The organism is Stenotrophomonas sp. PS02289, assembly GCF_029960115.1.
Taxonomy (GTDB): Bacteria; Pseudomonadota; Gammaproteobacteria; order Xanthomonadales; family Xanthomonadaceae; genus Stenotrophomonas.
In genome coordinates this window covers 1-13,530 of record NZ_JASCOZ010000119.1, presented here as the reverse complement: position 1 = coordinate 13,530, position 13,530 = coordinate 1, and the positions used below count along the sequence as shown (strand labels likewise).

At 66.3% G+C, this 13,530-nt stretch carries 13 protein-coding genes; 10 read left to right on the top strand and 3 right to left on the bottom strand.

Annotated features, from left to right (window positions below; all coding sequences use genetic code 11):
• Nucleotides 1–67: 67 nt before the first annotated feature.
• Nucleotides 68–1,132 (bottom strand): lipid A deacylase LpxR family protein, encoded by a 1,065-nt coding sequence (locus tag QMX83_RS15460; protein ID WP_282297527.1) that lies wholly within the window; start codon nt 1,130–1,132, stop codon nt 68–70.
• A gap of 193 nt (nt 1,133–1,325) precedes the next feature.
• On the opposite strand from QMX83_RS15460, the gene QMX83_RS15455 reads away from it, so the two are divergent.
• The 7 genes from QMX83_RS15455 (at nt 1,326) to gnd (ending at nt 8,615) form a co-directional block, all read left to right on the top strand.
• Nucleotides 1,326–1,604 carry a DUF493 family protein gene (locus tag QMX83_RS15455; RefSeq protein ID WP_282297526.1) on the top strand — a complete coding sequence of 93 codons (279 nt, stop codon included), beginning with the start codon at nt 1,326–1,328 and terminating at the stop codon, nt 1,602–1,604.
• On the top strand, nt 1,592–2,302 hold the full coding sequence (gene lipB, locus QMX83_RS15450; protein WP_282297525.1) for a lipoyl(octanoyl) transferase LipB: 711 nt from the start codon (nt 1,592–1,594) through the stop codon (nt 2,300–2,302). The genes QMX83_RS15455 and lipB overlap by 13 nt, the downstream gene beginning before the upstream one ends.
• 18 nt (nt 2,303–2,320) lie before the next feature.
• A complete protein-coding gene (gene lipA, locus QMX83_RS15445) occupies nt 2,321–3,331 on the top strand; it encodes a lipoyl synthase (RefSeq protein ID WP_282297524.1) in 1,011 nt (336 codons plus the stop codon).
• Nucleotides 3,332–3,459: 128 nt separating this feature from the next.
• Entirely contained in the window at nt 3,460–5,637 is a 2,178-nt protein-coding gene (locus QMX83_RS15440) for a carboxy terminal-processing peptidase (RefSeq protein ID WP_282297523.1), read from the top strand.
• Between the two features lie 118 nt (nt 5,638–5,755).
• Nucleotides 5,756–6,439 (top strand): DUF2242 domain-containing protein, encoded by a 684-nt coding sequence (locus tag QMX83_RS15435; RefSeq protein WP_282297522.1) that lies wholly within the window; start codon nt 5,756–5,758, stop codon nt 6,437–6,439.
• A gap of 52 nt (nt 6,440–6,491) precedes the next feature.
• Complete coding sequence (locus QMX83_RS15430; protein ID WP_282297528.1) at nt 6,492–7,706, top strand: hypothetical protein; 1,215 nt, start codon at nt 6,492–6,494, stop codon at nt 7,704–7,706.
• Nucleotides 7,707–7,709: 3 nt separating this feature from the next.
• Nucleotides 7,710–8,615 (top strand): phosphogluconate dehydrogenase (NAD(+)-dependent, decarboxylating), encoded by a 906-nt coding sequence (gene gnd, locus QMX83_RS15425; RefSeq protein WP_282297521.1) that lies wholly within the window; start codon nt 7,710–7,712, stop codon nt 8,613–8,615.
• Nucleotides 8,616–8,743: 128 nt separating this feature from the next.
• Here the strand turns inward: gnd and QMX83_RS15420 are convergent, their stop codons facing one another.
• Nucleotides 8,744–9,784 (bottom strand): oxidoreductase, encoded by a 1,041-nt coding sequence (locus QMX83_RS15420; protein ID WP_282297520.1) that lies wholly within the window; start codon nt 9,782–9,784, stop codon nt 8,744–8,746.
• 168 nt (nt 9,785–9,952) lie between these two features.
• Between QMX83_RS15420 and QMX83_RS15415 the strand changes: the two genes are divergently transcribed.
• Nucleotides 9,953–10,342 carry a BON domain-containing protein gene (locus QMX83_RS15415; protein ID WP_282297519.1) on the top strand — a complete coding sequence of 130 codons (390 nt, stop codon included), beginning with the start codon at nt 9,953–9,955 and terminating at the stop codon, nt 10,340–10,342.
• Nucleotides 10,343–10,573: 231 nt separating this feature from the next.
• Complete coding sequence (locus tag QMX83_RS15410; RefSeq protein WP_282297518.1) at nt 10,574–12,085, top strand: response regulator; 1,512 nt, start codon at nt 10,574–10,576, stop codon at nt 12,083–12,085.
• A 1-nt stretch (nt 12,086) separates the two neighbouring features.
• Here the strand turns inward: QMX83_RS15410 and QMX83_RS15405 are convergent, their stop codons facing one another.
• The gene (locus QMX83_RS15405; protein ID WP_282297517.1) at nt 12,087–12,842 is read right to left on the bottom strand and encodes a 20S proteasome subunit A/B; all 756 of its coding nucleotides are present in this window, start codon (nt 12,840–12,842) and stop codon (nt 12,087–12,089) included.
• A gap of 84 nt (nt 12,843–12,926) precedes the next feature.
• Here QMX83_RS15405 and folK point away from each other — a divergent pair, with 84 nt between their 5' ends.
• Complete coding sequence (gene folK / locus QMX83_RS15400; protein ID WP_282297516.1) at nt 12,927–13,415, top strand: 2-amino-4-hydroxy-6-hydroxymethyldihydropteridine diphosphokinase; 489 nt, start codon at nt 12,927–12,929, stop codon at nt 13,413–13,415.
• Nucleotides 13,416–13,530 lie beyond the last annotated feature (115 nt).

Here is a 13,530-nt window from a genome sequence, read left to right as displayed (position 1 = left end):
GCCGTTGGCCGGCCCTCGGTTATGCATGGGCCGGCCAACGGCCGGCGCTACCGAGGTGAACCCTCGTTTACAGCGACCTCGAAATCGTGAAGCTGCCATAGATCGGCGACTGCTCCTGGCCGTCGAACTCGCGGGTGCTGTGGTAGCGGGCGAGGGCGAACTTCCAGCGGTTGTACATCACCGCCAGGCCGTACCCGGCCTGGGCCACAAACGGGCGTTTGTCGACGCTGTGGCTGTTGCGGAAGGTGTTGCCATCCAAGGTGATATCGCGCACGACCCAGGCCGCGTCAGTGGTCGCGAACAGGTGGAACGACCAGCCACTGGGCTTGCCGCCGCGGGTCGGCGCGGTGTTCTCGCCGGCCGGGCGCAGCGGCGTGCTGCCGAAGTCGTCCGGCAGCTTCCAGCCGAAGCGCACTTCGCCGCCGCCGTTGAGATGGGTGGCCAGGTTGCCCACCGCACCGCCGTAGTGGCTGATCGCATCCCAGCCCCAGCCGCCCAGATTCTCGGTCGCATCGGCCGGCCAGCGGCGCATGCGCTCGTGGGTGAGCATGATCACCGGTTCGTTGTGCAACTGGTTGTCCCAGCCCTGGAACTTCTCGTCGCCGAGTGCGTCGTGCACGGCGTTCTGGACCTCCTTGCCCAGCGCCCAGGGGCCGACCACGCCCAGAGCCAGCTGGGTGGTCTGCAGGCGATCGCCGCGGCGCGCGTTGTAGCCGAAGCTGCCCACCAGCACACCGGCATAGGGGCGGTCGTCCTCGATCAGGTCCTTGCGGGTGAAGTCCTTGGGCGTGTAGATCCCCTGGCCGAAGCTGAAGATCATGTTCTGCTGTTCGAACTCACCCGGGGCCAGCCGCTCCAGGTGGCGGTTCACCCAGCGCGCCAGGCGCGGCAGGCAGGGGTCATCGGTGTAGTCCACCAGGTTCGGCGACACCAGGGTGATCTGCGCCCCGTTGGTGTAGCCCTGGTCCTGGTCGGCGCCCCCGAAGAGGTCGTTGTCGACCCGGAAGTTGACCTGCGGCGGGTGGTCCCGCATCGCATCCGGTCCGCATTGTTCGGCCGCCTGCGCGACGGGCGCGGCCACGGCGAGTACACCGGCAAGCGCGGCCGGTAACGCATAAGGCTTCAAACGCATGATGGTTCCGCTGACTGAATTGGCTTCTTTTTATGCGCAGACAGCGTAGTGAAGACGTGAGGCCCCCTCAACGCCGCGCATGCACTGGACTGTGCCGTCCGTGAAGACCGATTTTCACGTGCGGTTGGGCGACGCTGTGCGCATGATCCCGCCACGCTTGGGTTTCGTCGTTTTCGTCCCCATAATCCCGCCCATGGAAATCAAGTCTGACAACCCTGAACACGGCTTCCAGTTCCCCGGTCAGTTCGAGCTCAGCGCCATGGGCGCGGCCAACATCGGGCTGGAGCATGAGCTTCCGCGCCTGCTGCAGGCCGCCGGCATCGACGTGCTGAAAGAGCGCATCAGCTGGAAGACCTCGTCCAACGGCAAGTACGTCTCGGTCCGGCTGGTCTTCAAAGCCGAAAACCGCCAGCAGTACGACACCGCGCACGAAGCCCTGCGCGACCACCCGGAAGTGAAGTGGACGCTGTAAGCGAGTGCGCCCTGGACGCCGCTGCCCCCGGGCAGCGCGTCGCCCGCCCGGCGGTGGTGCGTGACCTGGGCCGGCAGCCCTACGCCCCGGTCTGGCATGCAATGCAGCGTTTCACCGATGCGCGTACCGACGCCACCGACGACGAGCTGTGGGTGGTCGAGCACGATCCGGTGTTCACCCTGGGCCAGGCCGGCAAGGACGAGCATGTGCTTGCCCCCGGCGACATCCCGGTGCTGCATGTGGACCGCGGTGGCCAGGTGACCTACCACGGCCCGGGCCAGATCGTGATCTACCCGCTGCTGCAGCTGCGCCGGCTCGGTATTGGCGTGCGCGATTACGTCTGCCGGATCGAGCAGGCCATCATCGACACCCTCGACGAATGGAATATCGGCGCTGAACGGCAGGACGGGGCACCCGGCGTCTACGTGGCCGGGGCCAAGGTCGCCGCGCTCGGCATCCGGGTCCGCCGCGGCTGCACCTTCCATGGTCTGGCCTTCAACGTGGCCATGGACCTGGAGCCGTTCCGACGCATCAACCCCTGTGGCTACCAAGGGCTGCAGGTGACCTCGGTGGTAGACTTGGGGGGGCCGTCCGGCATGGCGGCCGTCAAGCCGGTACTGCTGGGCCATCTGGCCCGCCAGTTCGGCCTGGACCTCCAGCCCACCTCTGAACTGCCCGATCTGACTGACGCGGCCTGACCGCCGCCGACCAAGGCCATGACTGAAACCACCGCTCGCATCATTCCCCTGCAGGTTGTGCAGGGTGACACGCCGTCCGCCGCCCCGCTGCAGGCGGGCGTGAAACAGCTGGGCGGTGACAAGATCGGCCGTTCGCCGGTGCAGTTCGCCGACGCCCCGGTGCTGCGCAAGCCCTCCTGGATCCGCGTGCGCATTCCCTCGGGCAATGCCGTGCAGACCCTGAAGGCCAAGCTGCGCGAAAACCGCCTTGTCACGGTCTGCGAAGAGGCCAGCTGCCCGAACATCCACGAGTGCTTCAGCCACGGCACCGCGACCTTCATGATCCTCGGTGAGGTCTGCACCCGGCGCTGCTCGTTCTGCGACGTGGCCCACGGCCGTCCCAAGCCGCCGGATGCCGGCGAGCCGGCCAGCCTGGCCCAGACCGTGGCCGACATGGGCCTGAAGTACGTGGTGGTGACCAGCGTCGACCGTGACGACCTGCGTGACGGCGGTGCCCAGCACTTCGCCGACTGCATCGGCGCGATCCGTGCCAGCTCGCCCAACACCCGCATCGAAGTGCTGACCCCGGACTTCCGCGGCAAGGGCCGCATGGAGCGCGCGCTGGACATCCTGGCCACCAACCCGCCGGATGTGTTCAACCACAACATCGAAACCGTGCCGGACCTGTACCGCAATGTCCGCCCGGGTGCCGATTACCAGTGGTCGCTGACCCTGCTGAAGAACTTCAAGGCCCAGCACCCGTCCATCGCCACCAAGTCCGGGATCATGCTCGGCCTGGGCGAGGACATGGACCAGGTGCGCGCCACCATGCGTGACCTGCGCGCCCATGACGTGGACATGATCACCATCGGCCAGTACCTCCAGCCGACCGCCCACCACCACCCGGTGCTGCGCTACTGGACCCCGGAGGAGTACAAGGCGCTGGAAGACTACGGCTACGAGCTGGGCTTCAGCCACGTGGCCTCCGGCCCGATGGTGCGCTCCTCGTACCACGCCGACGTCCAGGCAAAAGGGGCGGGCGTCGCCTGACGCCCCCGAACGTTCACAAATCGATACGGACGTCGGTTTAGGCTGGAAATCCGCCGCAACTTTCGGCACTGTCGTGTTGTCTGATCTGCACGCAGTCTTCCCCTTGGCAAGGTGCCATGAGCAAGTTGATGAAATTCAAAGCCCCCGCATTCCTGATGGCCCTGGCACTGACCGTGCCGCTGGCGTGGTCGGCCTACGCCGATTCTCCGGCCCTCCCGTCGGCCACCACTGAAGACCAGGTCACCACCTCCAAGCTGGTGTATGGGCTGCTTTCCGACAGCCGCTACGCCTATCGGCCGCGCGCGCTGGACGCCGCCACCTCCAAGGACGTGTTCAAGCGTTACCTTGAGACGCTCGATGGCAGCAAGCAGTTCTTCACCCAGGCCGACATCGCCCGCTTTGCGCCGTTTGAAGCCAACATCGCCACGGCCATCAAGGATGGCCAGATGGAACCGGCGTTCGAGGTGTTCGCAGTCTACAAGCGGCGTGTGGGCGAGCGCGTGGGGTATGCCCGCAAGCTGCTCAAGCAGGACTTCGACTTCAGCAGCCAGGAGCGCTTCGACTACGACCGCAAGGACGTACCGTGGGCCGCCAGCACCGCTGAACTGGATGATCTCTGGCGCAAGTCGGTGAAGAACGACTGGCTGCGGCTGAAGTTGGCCGGCAAGCAGCCGGCTGAAATCCGCAAGACGCTGGACAAGCGCTATGCGACGCTGGAGAAGTCGGTCAACGAACTGAAGGGCGAAGACGCGTTCCAGTTCTTCCTCAACGCCTACACCAGCGCGGTGGATCCGCACACCGATTACTTCACCCCGCGCACCGCCGAAAACTTCAACCAGGCCATGTCGCTGTCGCTGATCGGTATCGGTGCACAGCTGCAGCGCCAGGATGACATGGTGGTGATCCGCGAGATCATTGCCGGTAGTCCGGTCGCGCTGGACGGCACCTTGAAGCCGGGTGACCGCATTGTCGGCGTCGGCCAGGGCAAGTCCGGTCCGGTCGAGGATGTGATCGGCTGGCGCATCGACGACGTCGTCGCCAAGATCCGTGGCAAGAAGGACACCCAGGTGCGTCTGGAGTTCATCCCGGCGGAAGAAGGTGTGGATGGCAAGCACCACATGCTGGTGCTCACCCGCGACAAGATTCGTCTGGAAGAACAGGCCGCCAAGGGCGAAACCCTGACGATTCCGGGCAAGAACGGTGAACCCGAGCGTCGGGTCGGCGTGATCAAGCTGCCGACCTTCTACCAGGACTTCGAAGGCCGTCGTAACAATCCCACCAACTACACGTCGGCCACGCGCGACGTGGCCAAGCTGCTGGCCGGTTTCAAGAACGACAAGCTCGACGGCGTGGTGCTGGACCTGCGCAACAACGGTGGCGGTTCGCTGGACGAAGCGGTGGAACTCACCGGTCTGTTCATCGAGCAGGGTCCGGTGGTGCAGCAGCGCGAATCCGGTGGCCGGATCACCGTCCGCAACGACACCAGCAACGCGGTGGCATGGGACGGCCCGCTGGCCGTGCTGATCAACCGCGGTTCGGCGTCGGCGTCGGAAATCTTTGCCGGTGCCATCCAGGACTACGGCCGTGGCCTGGTCATTGGTGAAACCACCTTCGGCAAGGGCACCGTGCAGAGCATCGTCGACCTGGACCGTTGGCCCAGCGGCGAAGCGCAGCGCTTTGGTCAGGTCAAACTGACCATTGCCCAGTTCTTCCGCGTCAGTGGCAGCAGCACCCAGCACAAGGGCGTCGTGCCCGACCTGGCCTTCCCGGCCAGCGTGGACGCCACCGAGTACGGCGAAAGCACCTACGACAACGCCCTGCCGTGGACCCGTATCGCCGCCGTGCCGCACACCCAGTACGGCAACTTCGGTCCGCTGCTGCCCAAGCTGGAATCCCGCCATGCCGCCCGCATCGCAGGCGACAAGGAATTCCAGTGGTGGAACGAGGACGTGGAGCAGTTCCGCACCGAAGCGGCCAAGAAGTACATCTCGCTCAATGAGGGCGAGCGCCGTGCCGAGCGGGAACGCCAGGACAAGCAGCGCAAGGACCGCCAGGCCATGCGCAAGGAGCTGGGCCTGGACCTGGACCCGCTGGCTGACGACAGCAATGATGACGGCCTGACCGGCAACGAGCGCGACATCGTCAAGGACGCCGCACGTGAGAAGGCCGCTGAAAAGCGCCCGGATCCGCTGCTGCGTGAGTCGGCCTCGATCCTGGCCGACGCGGTCAACCTGCTGGCCGAAGACCGCCCGCTGTCGGCACAGGTGCTGCCGCAGTCGACCGCAGTGGGTCGCTGGGCCGATTGATCGGCGTGAACCAACCGATAACGAAGGGCCGGCCACAGCGCCGGCCCTTTGTTTTCTAGACCCCGCGCATACGCAGGCAGGACTAAGCTGGAGCGAATCCGTTCCTGCAGGAGCGCCCATGCGGCTTTCCCACGCACTTCCGGCCGGTCTGCTGGCCGTCTCACTCAGCGCCTGCGGCGGCCGCGCGGCTGACAGCACGCTGCTGCGCGAGTCGTTCGACTCCGGTGACACCTACTCGCGCACCGTCCCCGGCTCGCCCGCCACGGCCTGCGAGGCGGCGCGGCGCACCCTGCTCAGCCAGGGCTACGCGATTGCCCGCTACGGCAGCGATGCGGTCGAGGCCAACAAGAACTTCCAGCCGCGCGACGATGAGCACGAGCAGCTGGTGCTGCGCATCTCCTGCGCGCCGCGCGGTGATGAGGCGCTGGTGTTCATCAGCGCCGTGCAGGACCGCTATGCACTGAAGAAGAGCCCGACCTCGGCCAGCGTGGGCGTCGGCGCACTCGGTTCGGTGTCGCTGCCGTTCGGCAGCAATGACGATTCGCTGGTGAAGGTCGCCAGCAGCACCGTGCAGGATGCCGATTTCTACCGGCGCTTCTTCGCGCGCCTGCAGCAGTACCTGCCCGCCGCGGCCGCGGGCACACCGCCACCGCCGTCGCCCGCCGAGTCGCCTGCTGATCCCATTCCGGCCACGCCGCCCGCACCTCCGGCCCCCGCCACCGTGCCGACCCCACCTGAGCCGGTGCCCGAGGCGGTGCCCGAGGCCACCCCTTCGACGGACGTTCCGACGCCGCAGGCCTGAGCGGGCGCACGCTGCCGTGCATCGCCTGCGCCGGTTGACGATCACCCTCGTGATGGCCGCGCTGGCGACGGCTGCGCAGGCAGCGGACTGCACGGAGGCCTTGCTGCGCGAGCTGGGCTGGCAGATCGGTACCACCACATCGGCGGTACCGCAGGTGCACGGCGGCGCGGCCTGCGCGCGCGCCGACCTCGTGGCGGCGCGGGCTGCCGGCGACCTGCGCGTGCAGCTGCCGGAGCACTGGGATGCATCGCAACGGCAATTCTTCCTGCGTACGCTGATCGATGACCCCGCCACCGTGTGCGCCTATGCCTTCAAGCTGGGCCAGGCGACGCGTCGCGCCACCACGCGGCTGCAGGACAATGCCGGCTATCGCTTCTCCGCGCTGCAATTGGGCTGGATCGGCTTTGGCCTCGGCGGCAGTCGTGCACAGGGCTGGGAGGGCTTCCGCAGTTTCGGTCGTGGCTATCAGCCGGCCGGCCGCAACAGCGTGGCGCTGGATGCGTTCTATCAGGGCCGCGTGCGCAGCGAATGCGGGGTAGGGCGGCAGGTGGCACAGCTGGCCACGCAGCGCGAGCTGTACGGAGATGCGGCGTTCGATGCGGAGTTCAGTGCTGGTGAGCTGTCCATTGGCACCTTCCTGACCCTGCACGACACCGACAGCATCCTGCTCGGCCACCACGCCGGCGAATTCCTGGCCGATGGCAAGGCGGTGCAGACCGCGCAACGGGGTCGCCAGGCGTTCGTCGGCGCGCCCGGCTTCATCGAGCATGTGTTCGACAAAACCTACCTGGACGACATCACCAACCAGGCCGAGAACTTCGTCATCGTCGATGTCAGCGACGCGGCCGCACGCGCGCTGCGCGAGCACGGCGGCTTTGCGCACTATGACCGCATCAACCGGCGCATCTGGGCGCTGTCCCGGCAGCTGCCAGGACACAGCGCCCGGCGCTTCGAGCGTCTGCTGTTCGAGCGCGATCCGGTTCTGCGCCAGGCGCTGCCGGCGGCCCAGCGCCCCGTGCTTGCTGAACTGGACGCCTTGCTGGACGATCCGTTCTATCAGGGGTTCCTGATTTATGTGCACCCACGCGGTATACGTCCTGTGGGCTACCACGTGGTGCGCCTGCTCGACCGCAATCCGCGGACGCCATTCGCCTTCGAGCTGGGCCTGCACAACCTGCATACCACGCTGTACCGCCGTTGGATCGACGCCCGTCTGCGCCAGTGCGCGACGGAGTCGACATCGCATTCGCAACCCGAGCAAAGGTGATTGATGGACATTGCAATGATTGGACTGGGGCGCATGGGCGCCAACATGGCCGAGCGCCTGCATCGCGGCGGCCACCGCGTGATCGGTGTCGACCCGGGCGAGGCCGCACGCGGTGCCGCCGCCGCGCGCGGCTTCGAGGTCAGTGCGTCACTGGCCGACGCGCTGGCTGCGCTGCCGGTACCGCGCGTGGTGTGGCTGATGGTGCCGGCCGGCGAGGTGGTCGACCAGACTTTGGCATCGCTCGCGCCGCACCTCTCCGAGGGCGACGTGGTGATCGATGGCGGCAACTCGTACTACAAGGACAGCATGCGCCGCTCCGCGCAGCTGCTGCAGGACGACGTGACCTATCTCGACTGCGGCACCAGCGGGGGCGTGTGGGGTCTGCAGGAGGGCTACAGCCTGATGATCGGCGGCGACAAGGCGGCCGTGGAGCGGCTGGGCGACATCTTCCGCACGCTGGCACCGGCCGCCGATCGCGGCTGGTCGCATGTCGGCCCGAGCGGGGCAGGGCACTACTGCAAGATGATTCACAACGGCATCGAGTACGGCATGATGCAGGCCTACGCGGAGGGCTTCGCGCTGATGCAGCGCAAGGCCGAGTTCAACCTCGACCTGGCCGAGGTCGCCCGTACCTGGCAGCACGGCAGCGTGGTGCGCTCGTGGCTGCTGGACCTGAGCGTGGATGCACTGGACAAGAACCCGCAACTGGATGGCATCGCACCCTACGTGCCCGATTCCGGCGAAGGTCGCTGGACGGTCGCCGAGGCCATCGATCTGGACGTCTCCGCGCCCGTGATCACCCTTTCGCTGCTGGAGCGACTGCGCTCACGCGAAGGCAATTCCTACAGCGACCGCATGCTGTCAGCCCTGCGCAACCAGTTCGGCGGACACCAGATGAAAACCGACTGACGCAATCCGCGATGCATGTCCTGGCTTCTGCGTTGGTAGCGTCGGTCGATAGACGACGGCCGTGAAACACCCAGCATCCGGTAACGCATGACCCTGATCGAAACGTGCCGACACGCAAGGCGTGTCGGCTACAACGTAACCCGGTTCCCTTGCAGGGCACTTTCCACCCCCGCCTCCAACAACCGCATCACCTGCAACGCCTGCGCGGCACTCACCGTGGCGTCCCCCTCACCGCGCACCGTACCCGCAAACGCCGCATACAGCCGCCGATAATCCCCGACAACATTATCTACAGTGCTCCGGCTCACACGGCCGTCTGACTCCTGCCTCACCACCACGCCATGCACCGGGTCCACCCCATACCCCGGTGCTCCAGGCGCAACCCCAGCGCGCAGCTGCTCCTCCTGCACATCCAGGCCTTCCTTGATGTAACTGCCCAGCGTGCCATGCACCGCAAAGCGCGGTGCCGACGCACTCACCAGCGACCCCGCATGCACGATCGCACGCATGCGCGGGTAATGCAGCACCGCATGGAAGTAATCGTTGCTGCGCGCACCCTCACGCTGCGCAGCGATATCCGCGGTGATCGCCTGCGGCCACCCAAACAGCACCAGCATCTGATCGAGCAGATGTGGCCCCAGGTCCATCCACAAGCCAGCACCGGGTGCCTCGCTCTCGCGCCAGCGGTCGCGGACCTGCGGACGGAAACGATCGAAGTGCGAATGACATTCGGCCACGTCGCCCAGCGTTCCGTCGGCAATCAATCGCTGCAGGGTCAGAAAGTCCGCATCGAAGCGCCGGTTCTGGAACACACTGACAACGCGATCCGCCTCACGCGCAGCCGCAACCACCGCTTCGGCTTCCGCCACGCTCAACGCAAACGGCTTGTCGACCAGCACGTGCTTTCCTGCGCGCAGTGCCGCAATCGCCAGCGGCGCGTGCTGCGCGTTGGGCGTGGCAATCACCACGGCATCGACCGCCGGGTCGGCAAGCAGCGGCTCCACATCCGAGTGGATGTGTACATCGGTAAACCGCCGCATCAGCGCATCGCGCTGCGAACTGACAATGCTGTGCAGTGCCAATCCCGGTGTGTGCTGCAGCAATGGCGCATGGAAAACGCTTCCAGCGAGGCCGTAACCGATCAAACCTACCTGCGCTATCGTGTTCATCCTAAAACTCCTGGAAACAACGAGATAATCGTAAACGCTGTTGGTGCACTGCGGAAACATGAACCGTTGTGAATCGCCCGCGTCGATTCACAACAGCGTTATTCCAAACCGACGCAGTTTCCACGCACGGTCTTCCATAGTGATTCCACAAACACGGGAGACATCCGCATGACCAACAAGACCCGCAATCTGCTTGCCGCTTCCCTCGCCCTGGGCATGGTGTTCGCCAGCACGTCGGTCATGGCCAAAGACCCGCCGAAGACCGGCGACAAGGCCATGGACCACAGTGCCATGACCCATGCCGATACCCACGACTCGACTGAGCCGGTGTCCGACAGCTGGATCACCACCAAGGTCAAAGCGGACCTGCTCGCCAGCAGCAACGTGCCGGGCACCAAGGTGGAAGTGGAAACCGTCAATGGTGTGGTAACCCTTAAGGGCAATGTCGCCACCAAGGCCGAGCATGACAAGGCCGTGACCACGGCCAAGGGCATCAAGGGCGTGCAGCGCGTTGATGCGACCGCGCTTAAGGTGTCGCCGGCCGCTGCCAGCCGCTGAAGCACCGCCATCCGGTTGTGATGAAAGGGCACCCCAAGCGGGTGCCCTTTCTTTTCTTAATTTGTCCTGAATGGAGTCCCATTCACGTTGGTGTGGAGTATATTCACCGCTTCGCTTTCCACAGGGGTGGAAGGCCGGGGATGCGGATACTCTGACGAGGGGCTATGGCGCTGCGGTTCAGTGACGATCTCAAGGCGGGGCGGGCGGTTGCCGGTCCTGCAGGTAAACGCCATGCCGCGTAACGGCCCGGTCCTGGGACATCTGCGCATCCTGCTGGTGGACGACTCGCCCGATGAGGCGGCCCTGCTGAGCGGGCAGATTCTCGCCGCGGGGCTGGACGCCAGCTTCGAGCGCGCCGAAAGCGCCGACGAGCTGCGCCAGGCCCTCGCGCGGGAAACCCCGGACATCGTGCTCTCGGACCTGAGCCTGCCCGGTTTCTCCGGACTGGACGCGCTGCGGATCGTGCGCGAGAGCCACCCGGACATGCCATTCATCTTCGTCTCGGGCACCTTGGGTGAAGAGGTCGCCGTGGCCGCCCTGCGCGAGGGAGCCAACGACTACATCATCAAGCATCAGCCGGCGCGGCTCCCTTCCGCCGTGGCGCGGGCGGTGCGTGAGGCGCGGGGCGCGCTGGACCGGGCCCGGGTCGAGGCCGAGCTGATGCGCGCACAAAGGCTGGAAAGCCTGTCGTTGCTGGCCGCCGGCCTCAGCCACGATCTGCGCAACATCCTGCAGCCGTTGCTGATCATGCCGGACCTGCTCAAGGCCCGCACCGACGACCCGCAGCTGCGACATCTGGCCGACGTGATCGCCGAATGCGGGCGGCGCGGGCACGAGATGGCCGAGTCCATGCTGTCGTTCGTACGTGGGTCGCGCACGCCCAGCGAGCCGATCCGGGTGGCCATGCTCTTCGAGGCAGTAGCGCTGCTGTTGCGCAGCAACCTGCCACCGGAGGTCGAGCTCGAACTGGCCGTGGCCGACCCCGAACTGACCGTGCATGCCAACTACACCGAGCTGCAGCAGGTGTTGTTGAATCTGGCCTTGAACGCCATCCAGGCGATGCCTGACGGCGGCCGCCTGACCCTGCTGGCGCAGGCGGACATCGATCCTCAGGGGCTGGCGTGGTTGCGCATCGCGGTGTCTGACGAAGGCACGGGCATGAGCCCGGAGGTGCTTTCGAACCTGTTCAATCCGTTCTTCACCACCAAGCCCAACGGGACCGGCCTGGGCCTGATGTCGTGCAAGCGCATCATCGAAGGCGCGCAGGGCCGTATCACGGTGCAGAGCGCACCCGGTACCGGCACACGCTTCGACCTGCTGCTGCCGGCCTATGTGTCCGCGCCGGACGCACCGGTGGTGGAAGCGCCGGTGGCGGCGGGCAGTGGGCAGTCGATCCTGGTCGTTGATGGCGAGGCCACCCGGCTGTCGCTGCTGGGTAACGCACTGTCCAGCCAGGGCTATCACCTGCAGCTGGCCTGCGACGGCGCAGCGGCGCTGCGCTGGATGCAGCAGGAAGCGATGCCCGCCCTGGTGATCGCCGATGCCGGGTCCAAGCTGCTGTCGGCCAGTTCGCTGCTGCGCGAAATGGCCGCGCTGGGCTACCACGGCCCGGTGCTGGTGCTGGAAAGCGAAGATGTGCCCGTGCGCCGCAGCCGCTTCCCCACCGGCGTGCCTGTGCACGTGCTGCGCAAGCCATTGGAGATGCAACAGGTGTTTCGTTCAGTGGCCGAGGCGCTGGGGTAGGTCACGACCGTGGGTCGTGACCGCTCGACTCCCACGGAAACCGCGGCAACGCTGCCACCGCCTGTTCCAGCCGCCGTGACCAGTTGCCATGGATATCCGCATACAACGGACTGTCCGCGGACAACCGCATGCGCTGACTGATCTGCAGGTCGCCCGCGCGCAGCAGCACCAGGTCGAATGGCAATCCCACCGAGAGGTTGGAGCGCACGGTGGAATCCAGTGACACCACCGCCGTGCGCGCCGCGTCGTCCAGACGGGTATGCGAGCGGATGATGCGGTCGAGGATGGGCTTGCCGTACTTGGACTCGCCGATCTGCAGGAACGGGGTCTCCGGCGAGGCCGCAATCGCATTGCCCAGCGGGTAGATCATGTACAGCCCGGGGCGCTCGTTGCCGACCTGGCCGCCCAGGATCAGCGTGGCCTGGGTGTTCACCCCGTCATGGCCGTGCTCGGGCGTGTTGCTTTTGACCTGGCTGTCCACCAGGACCCGGCCCACGTACTCGGCCACCTCGAACAGGTGGCGGTAGGCCAGCAGGCTCTCCGGGCGCTGCTCCTGCGCATCACGGCGCAACCGCGACACCAGCAGCTGGGTGGTGGCGAGGTTGCCCGCCGCCATGAGCACGAACACGGCCTGGCCTGGAAACTCGAACTCGTGCAGCTTGCGATGCACGCGAACATCGTCCAGGGAGGCGTTGGTCCGGGTATCGGCGGCGAAGACCAGGCCTTCATCCACCTCGATGCCGACGCAATAGGTCATGACAACCCTCTATGATGTGCACCCCGATTCTATGCGGTGGCCGTGACGGCACCATGTGGATTCGCCCCACGCACGCTGAATACCATGACCACTGTGCTACTGAGCCTGGGCAGCAACCTGCAGCCGCAACAGCATCTTCACGCCGCGGTGGCCGCGCTGCGCCAGCGTTTCGGGGCGATTACCGTCTCCCCGGCGTACCGCACCGCCGCCGTCGGCTTTGACGGACCGGCCTTCCTGAACAACGCCGTGGCGATCGAGACCGAGCTGCCACTGGATGCGCTGGATACGTGGCTGCATGCGCTGGAAGACGCCCACGGGCGCGACCGCAGCGGCCCGCGTTTCTCCGACCGCACCCTGGACATCGACGTGGTGTTCTATGGCGACCTGATCGTCGAAGGCCCCGGGCACCTGCGCATTCCGCGCCCGGAGCTGAAGCACGCCTTTGTGATCAAGCCGCTGGCGGATATCGCGCCGGACTTTGTGGATCCGGTCAGCGGGTTGACCCTGGCCGCGTTGTGGCGGGCGCATGCGCAGCGCGATGAGGTGTTCGAAGTGGTGGAGCTGACGCCGTAACGGATACACCGTGCACCGTCTGGGCCGGCCAACGGCCGGCGCTACCGGACGCATCTCCGTCGCGTCGCGGCGTGCAACAACATCGGTTGGCGTTCACGCACGCTCCCGGTAGCGC

What these genes read in the sequence shown, in the direction of transcription:
- QMX83_RS15455 (WP_282297526.1), top strand. Translation starts at nt 1,326, where the DNA reads ATGGAAATCAAGTCTGACAACCCTGAACACGGCTTCCAGTTCCCCGGT.
- QMX83_RS15415 (WP_282297519.1), top strand. Translation starts at nt 9,953, where the DNA reads ATGACCAACAAGACCCGCAATCTGCTTGCCGCTTCCCTCGCCCTGGGC.
- QMX83_RS15460 (WP_282297527.1), bottom strand. Translation starts at nt 1,132, where the DNA reads ATGCGTTTGAAGCCTTATGCGTTACCGGCCGCGCTTGCCGGTGTACTC.
- gnd (WP_282297521.1), top strand. Translation starts at nt 7,710, where the DNA reads ATGGACATTGCAATGATTGGACTGGGGCGCATGGGCGCCAACATGGCC.
- QMX83_RS15440 (WP_282297523.1), top strand. Translation starts at nt 3,460, where the DNA reads ATGAAATTCAAAGCCCCCGCATTCCTGATGGCCCTGGCACTGACCGTG.
- lipA (WP_282297524.1), top strand. Translation starts at nt 2,321, where the DNA reads ATGACTGAAACCACCGCTCGCATCATTCCCCTGCAGGTTGTGCAGGGT.
- QMX83_RS15410 (WP_282297518.1), top strand. Translation starts at nt 10,574, where the DNA reads ATGCCGCGTAACGGCCCGGTCCTGGGACATCTGCGCATCCTGCTGGTG.
- QMX83_RS15420 (WP_282297520.1), bottom strand. Translation starts at nt 9,784, where the DNA reads ATGAACACGATAGCGCAGGTAGGTTTGATCGGTTACGGCCTCGCTGGA.
- QMX83_RS15405 (WP_282297517.1), bottom strand. Translation starts at nt 12,842, where the DNA reads ATGACCTATTGCGTCGGCATCGAGGTGGATGAAGGCCTGGTCTTCGCC.
- folK (WP_282297516.1), top strand. Translation starts at nt 12,927, where the DNA reads ATGACCACTGTGCTACTGAGCCTGGGCAGCAACCTGCAGCCGCAACAG.
- QMX83_RS15430 (WP_282297528.1), top strand. Translation starts at nt 6,492, where the DNA reads ATGGCCGCGCTGGCGACGGCTGCGCAGGCAGCGGACTGCACGGAGGCC.
- QMX83_RS15435 (WP_282297522.1), top strand. Translation starts at nt 5,756, where the DNA reads ATGCGGCTTTCCCACGCACTTCCGGCCGGTCTGCTGGCCGTCTCACTC.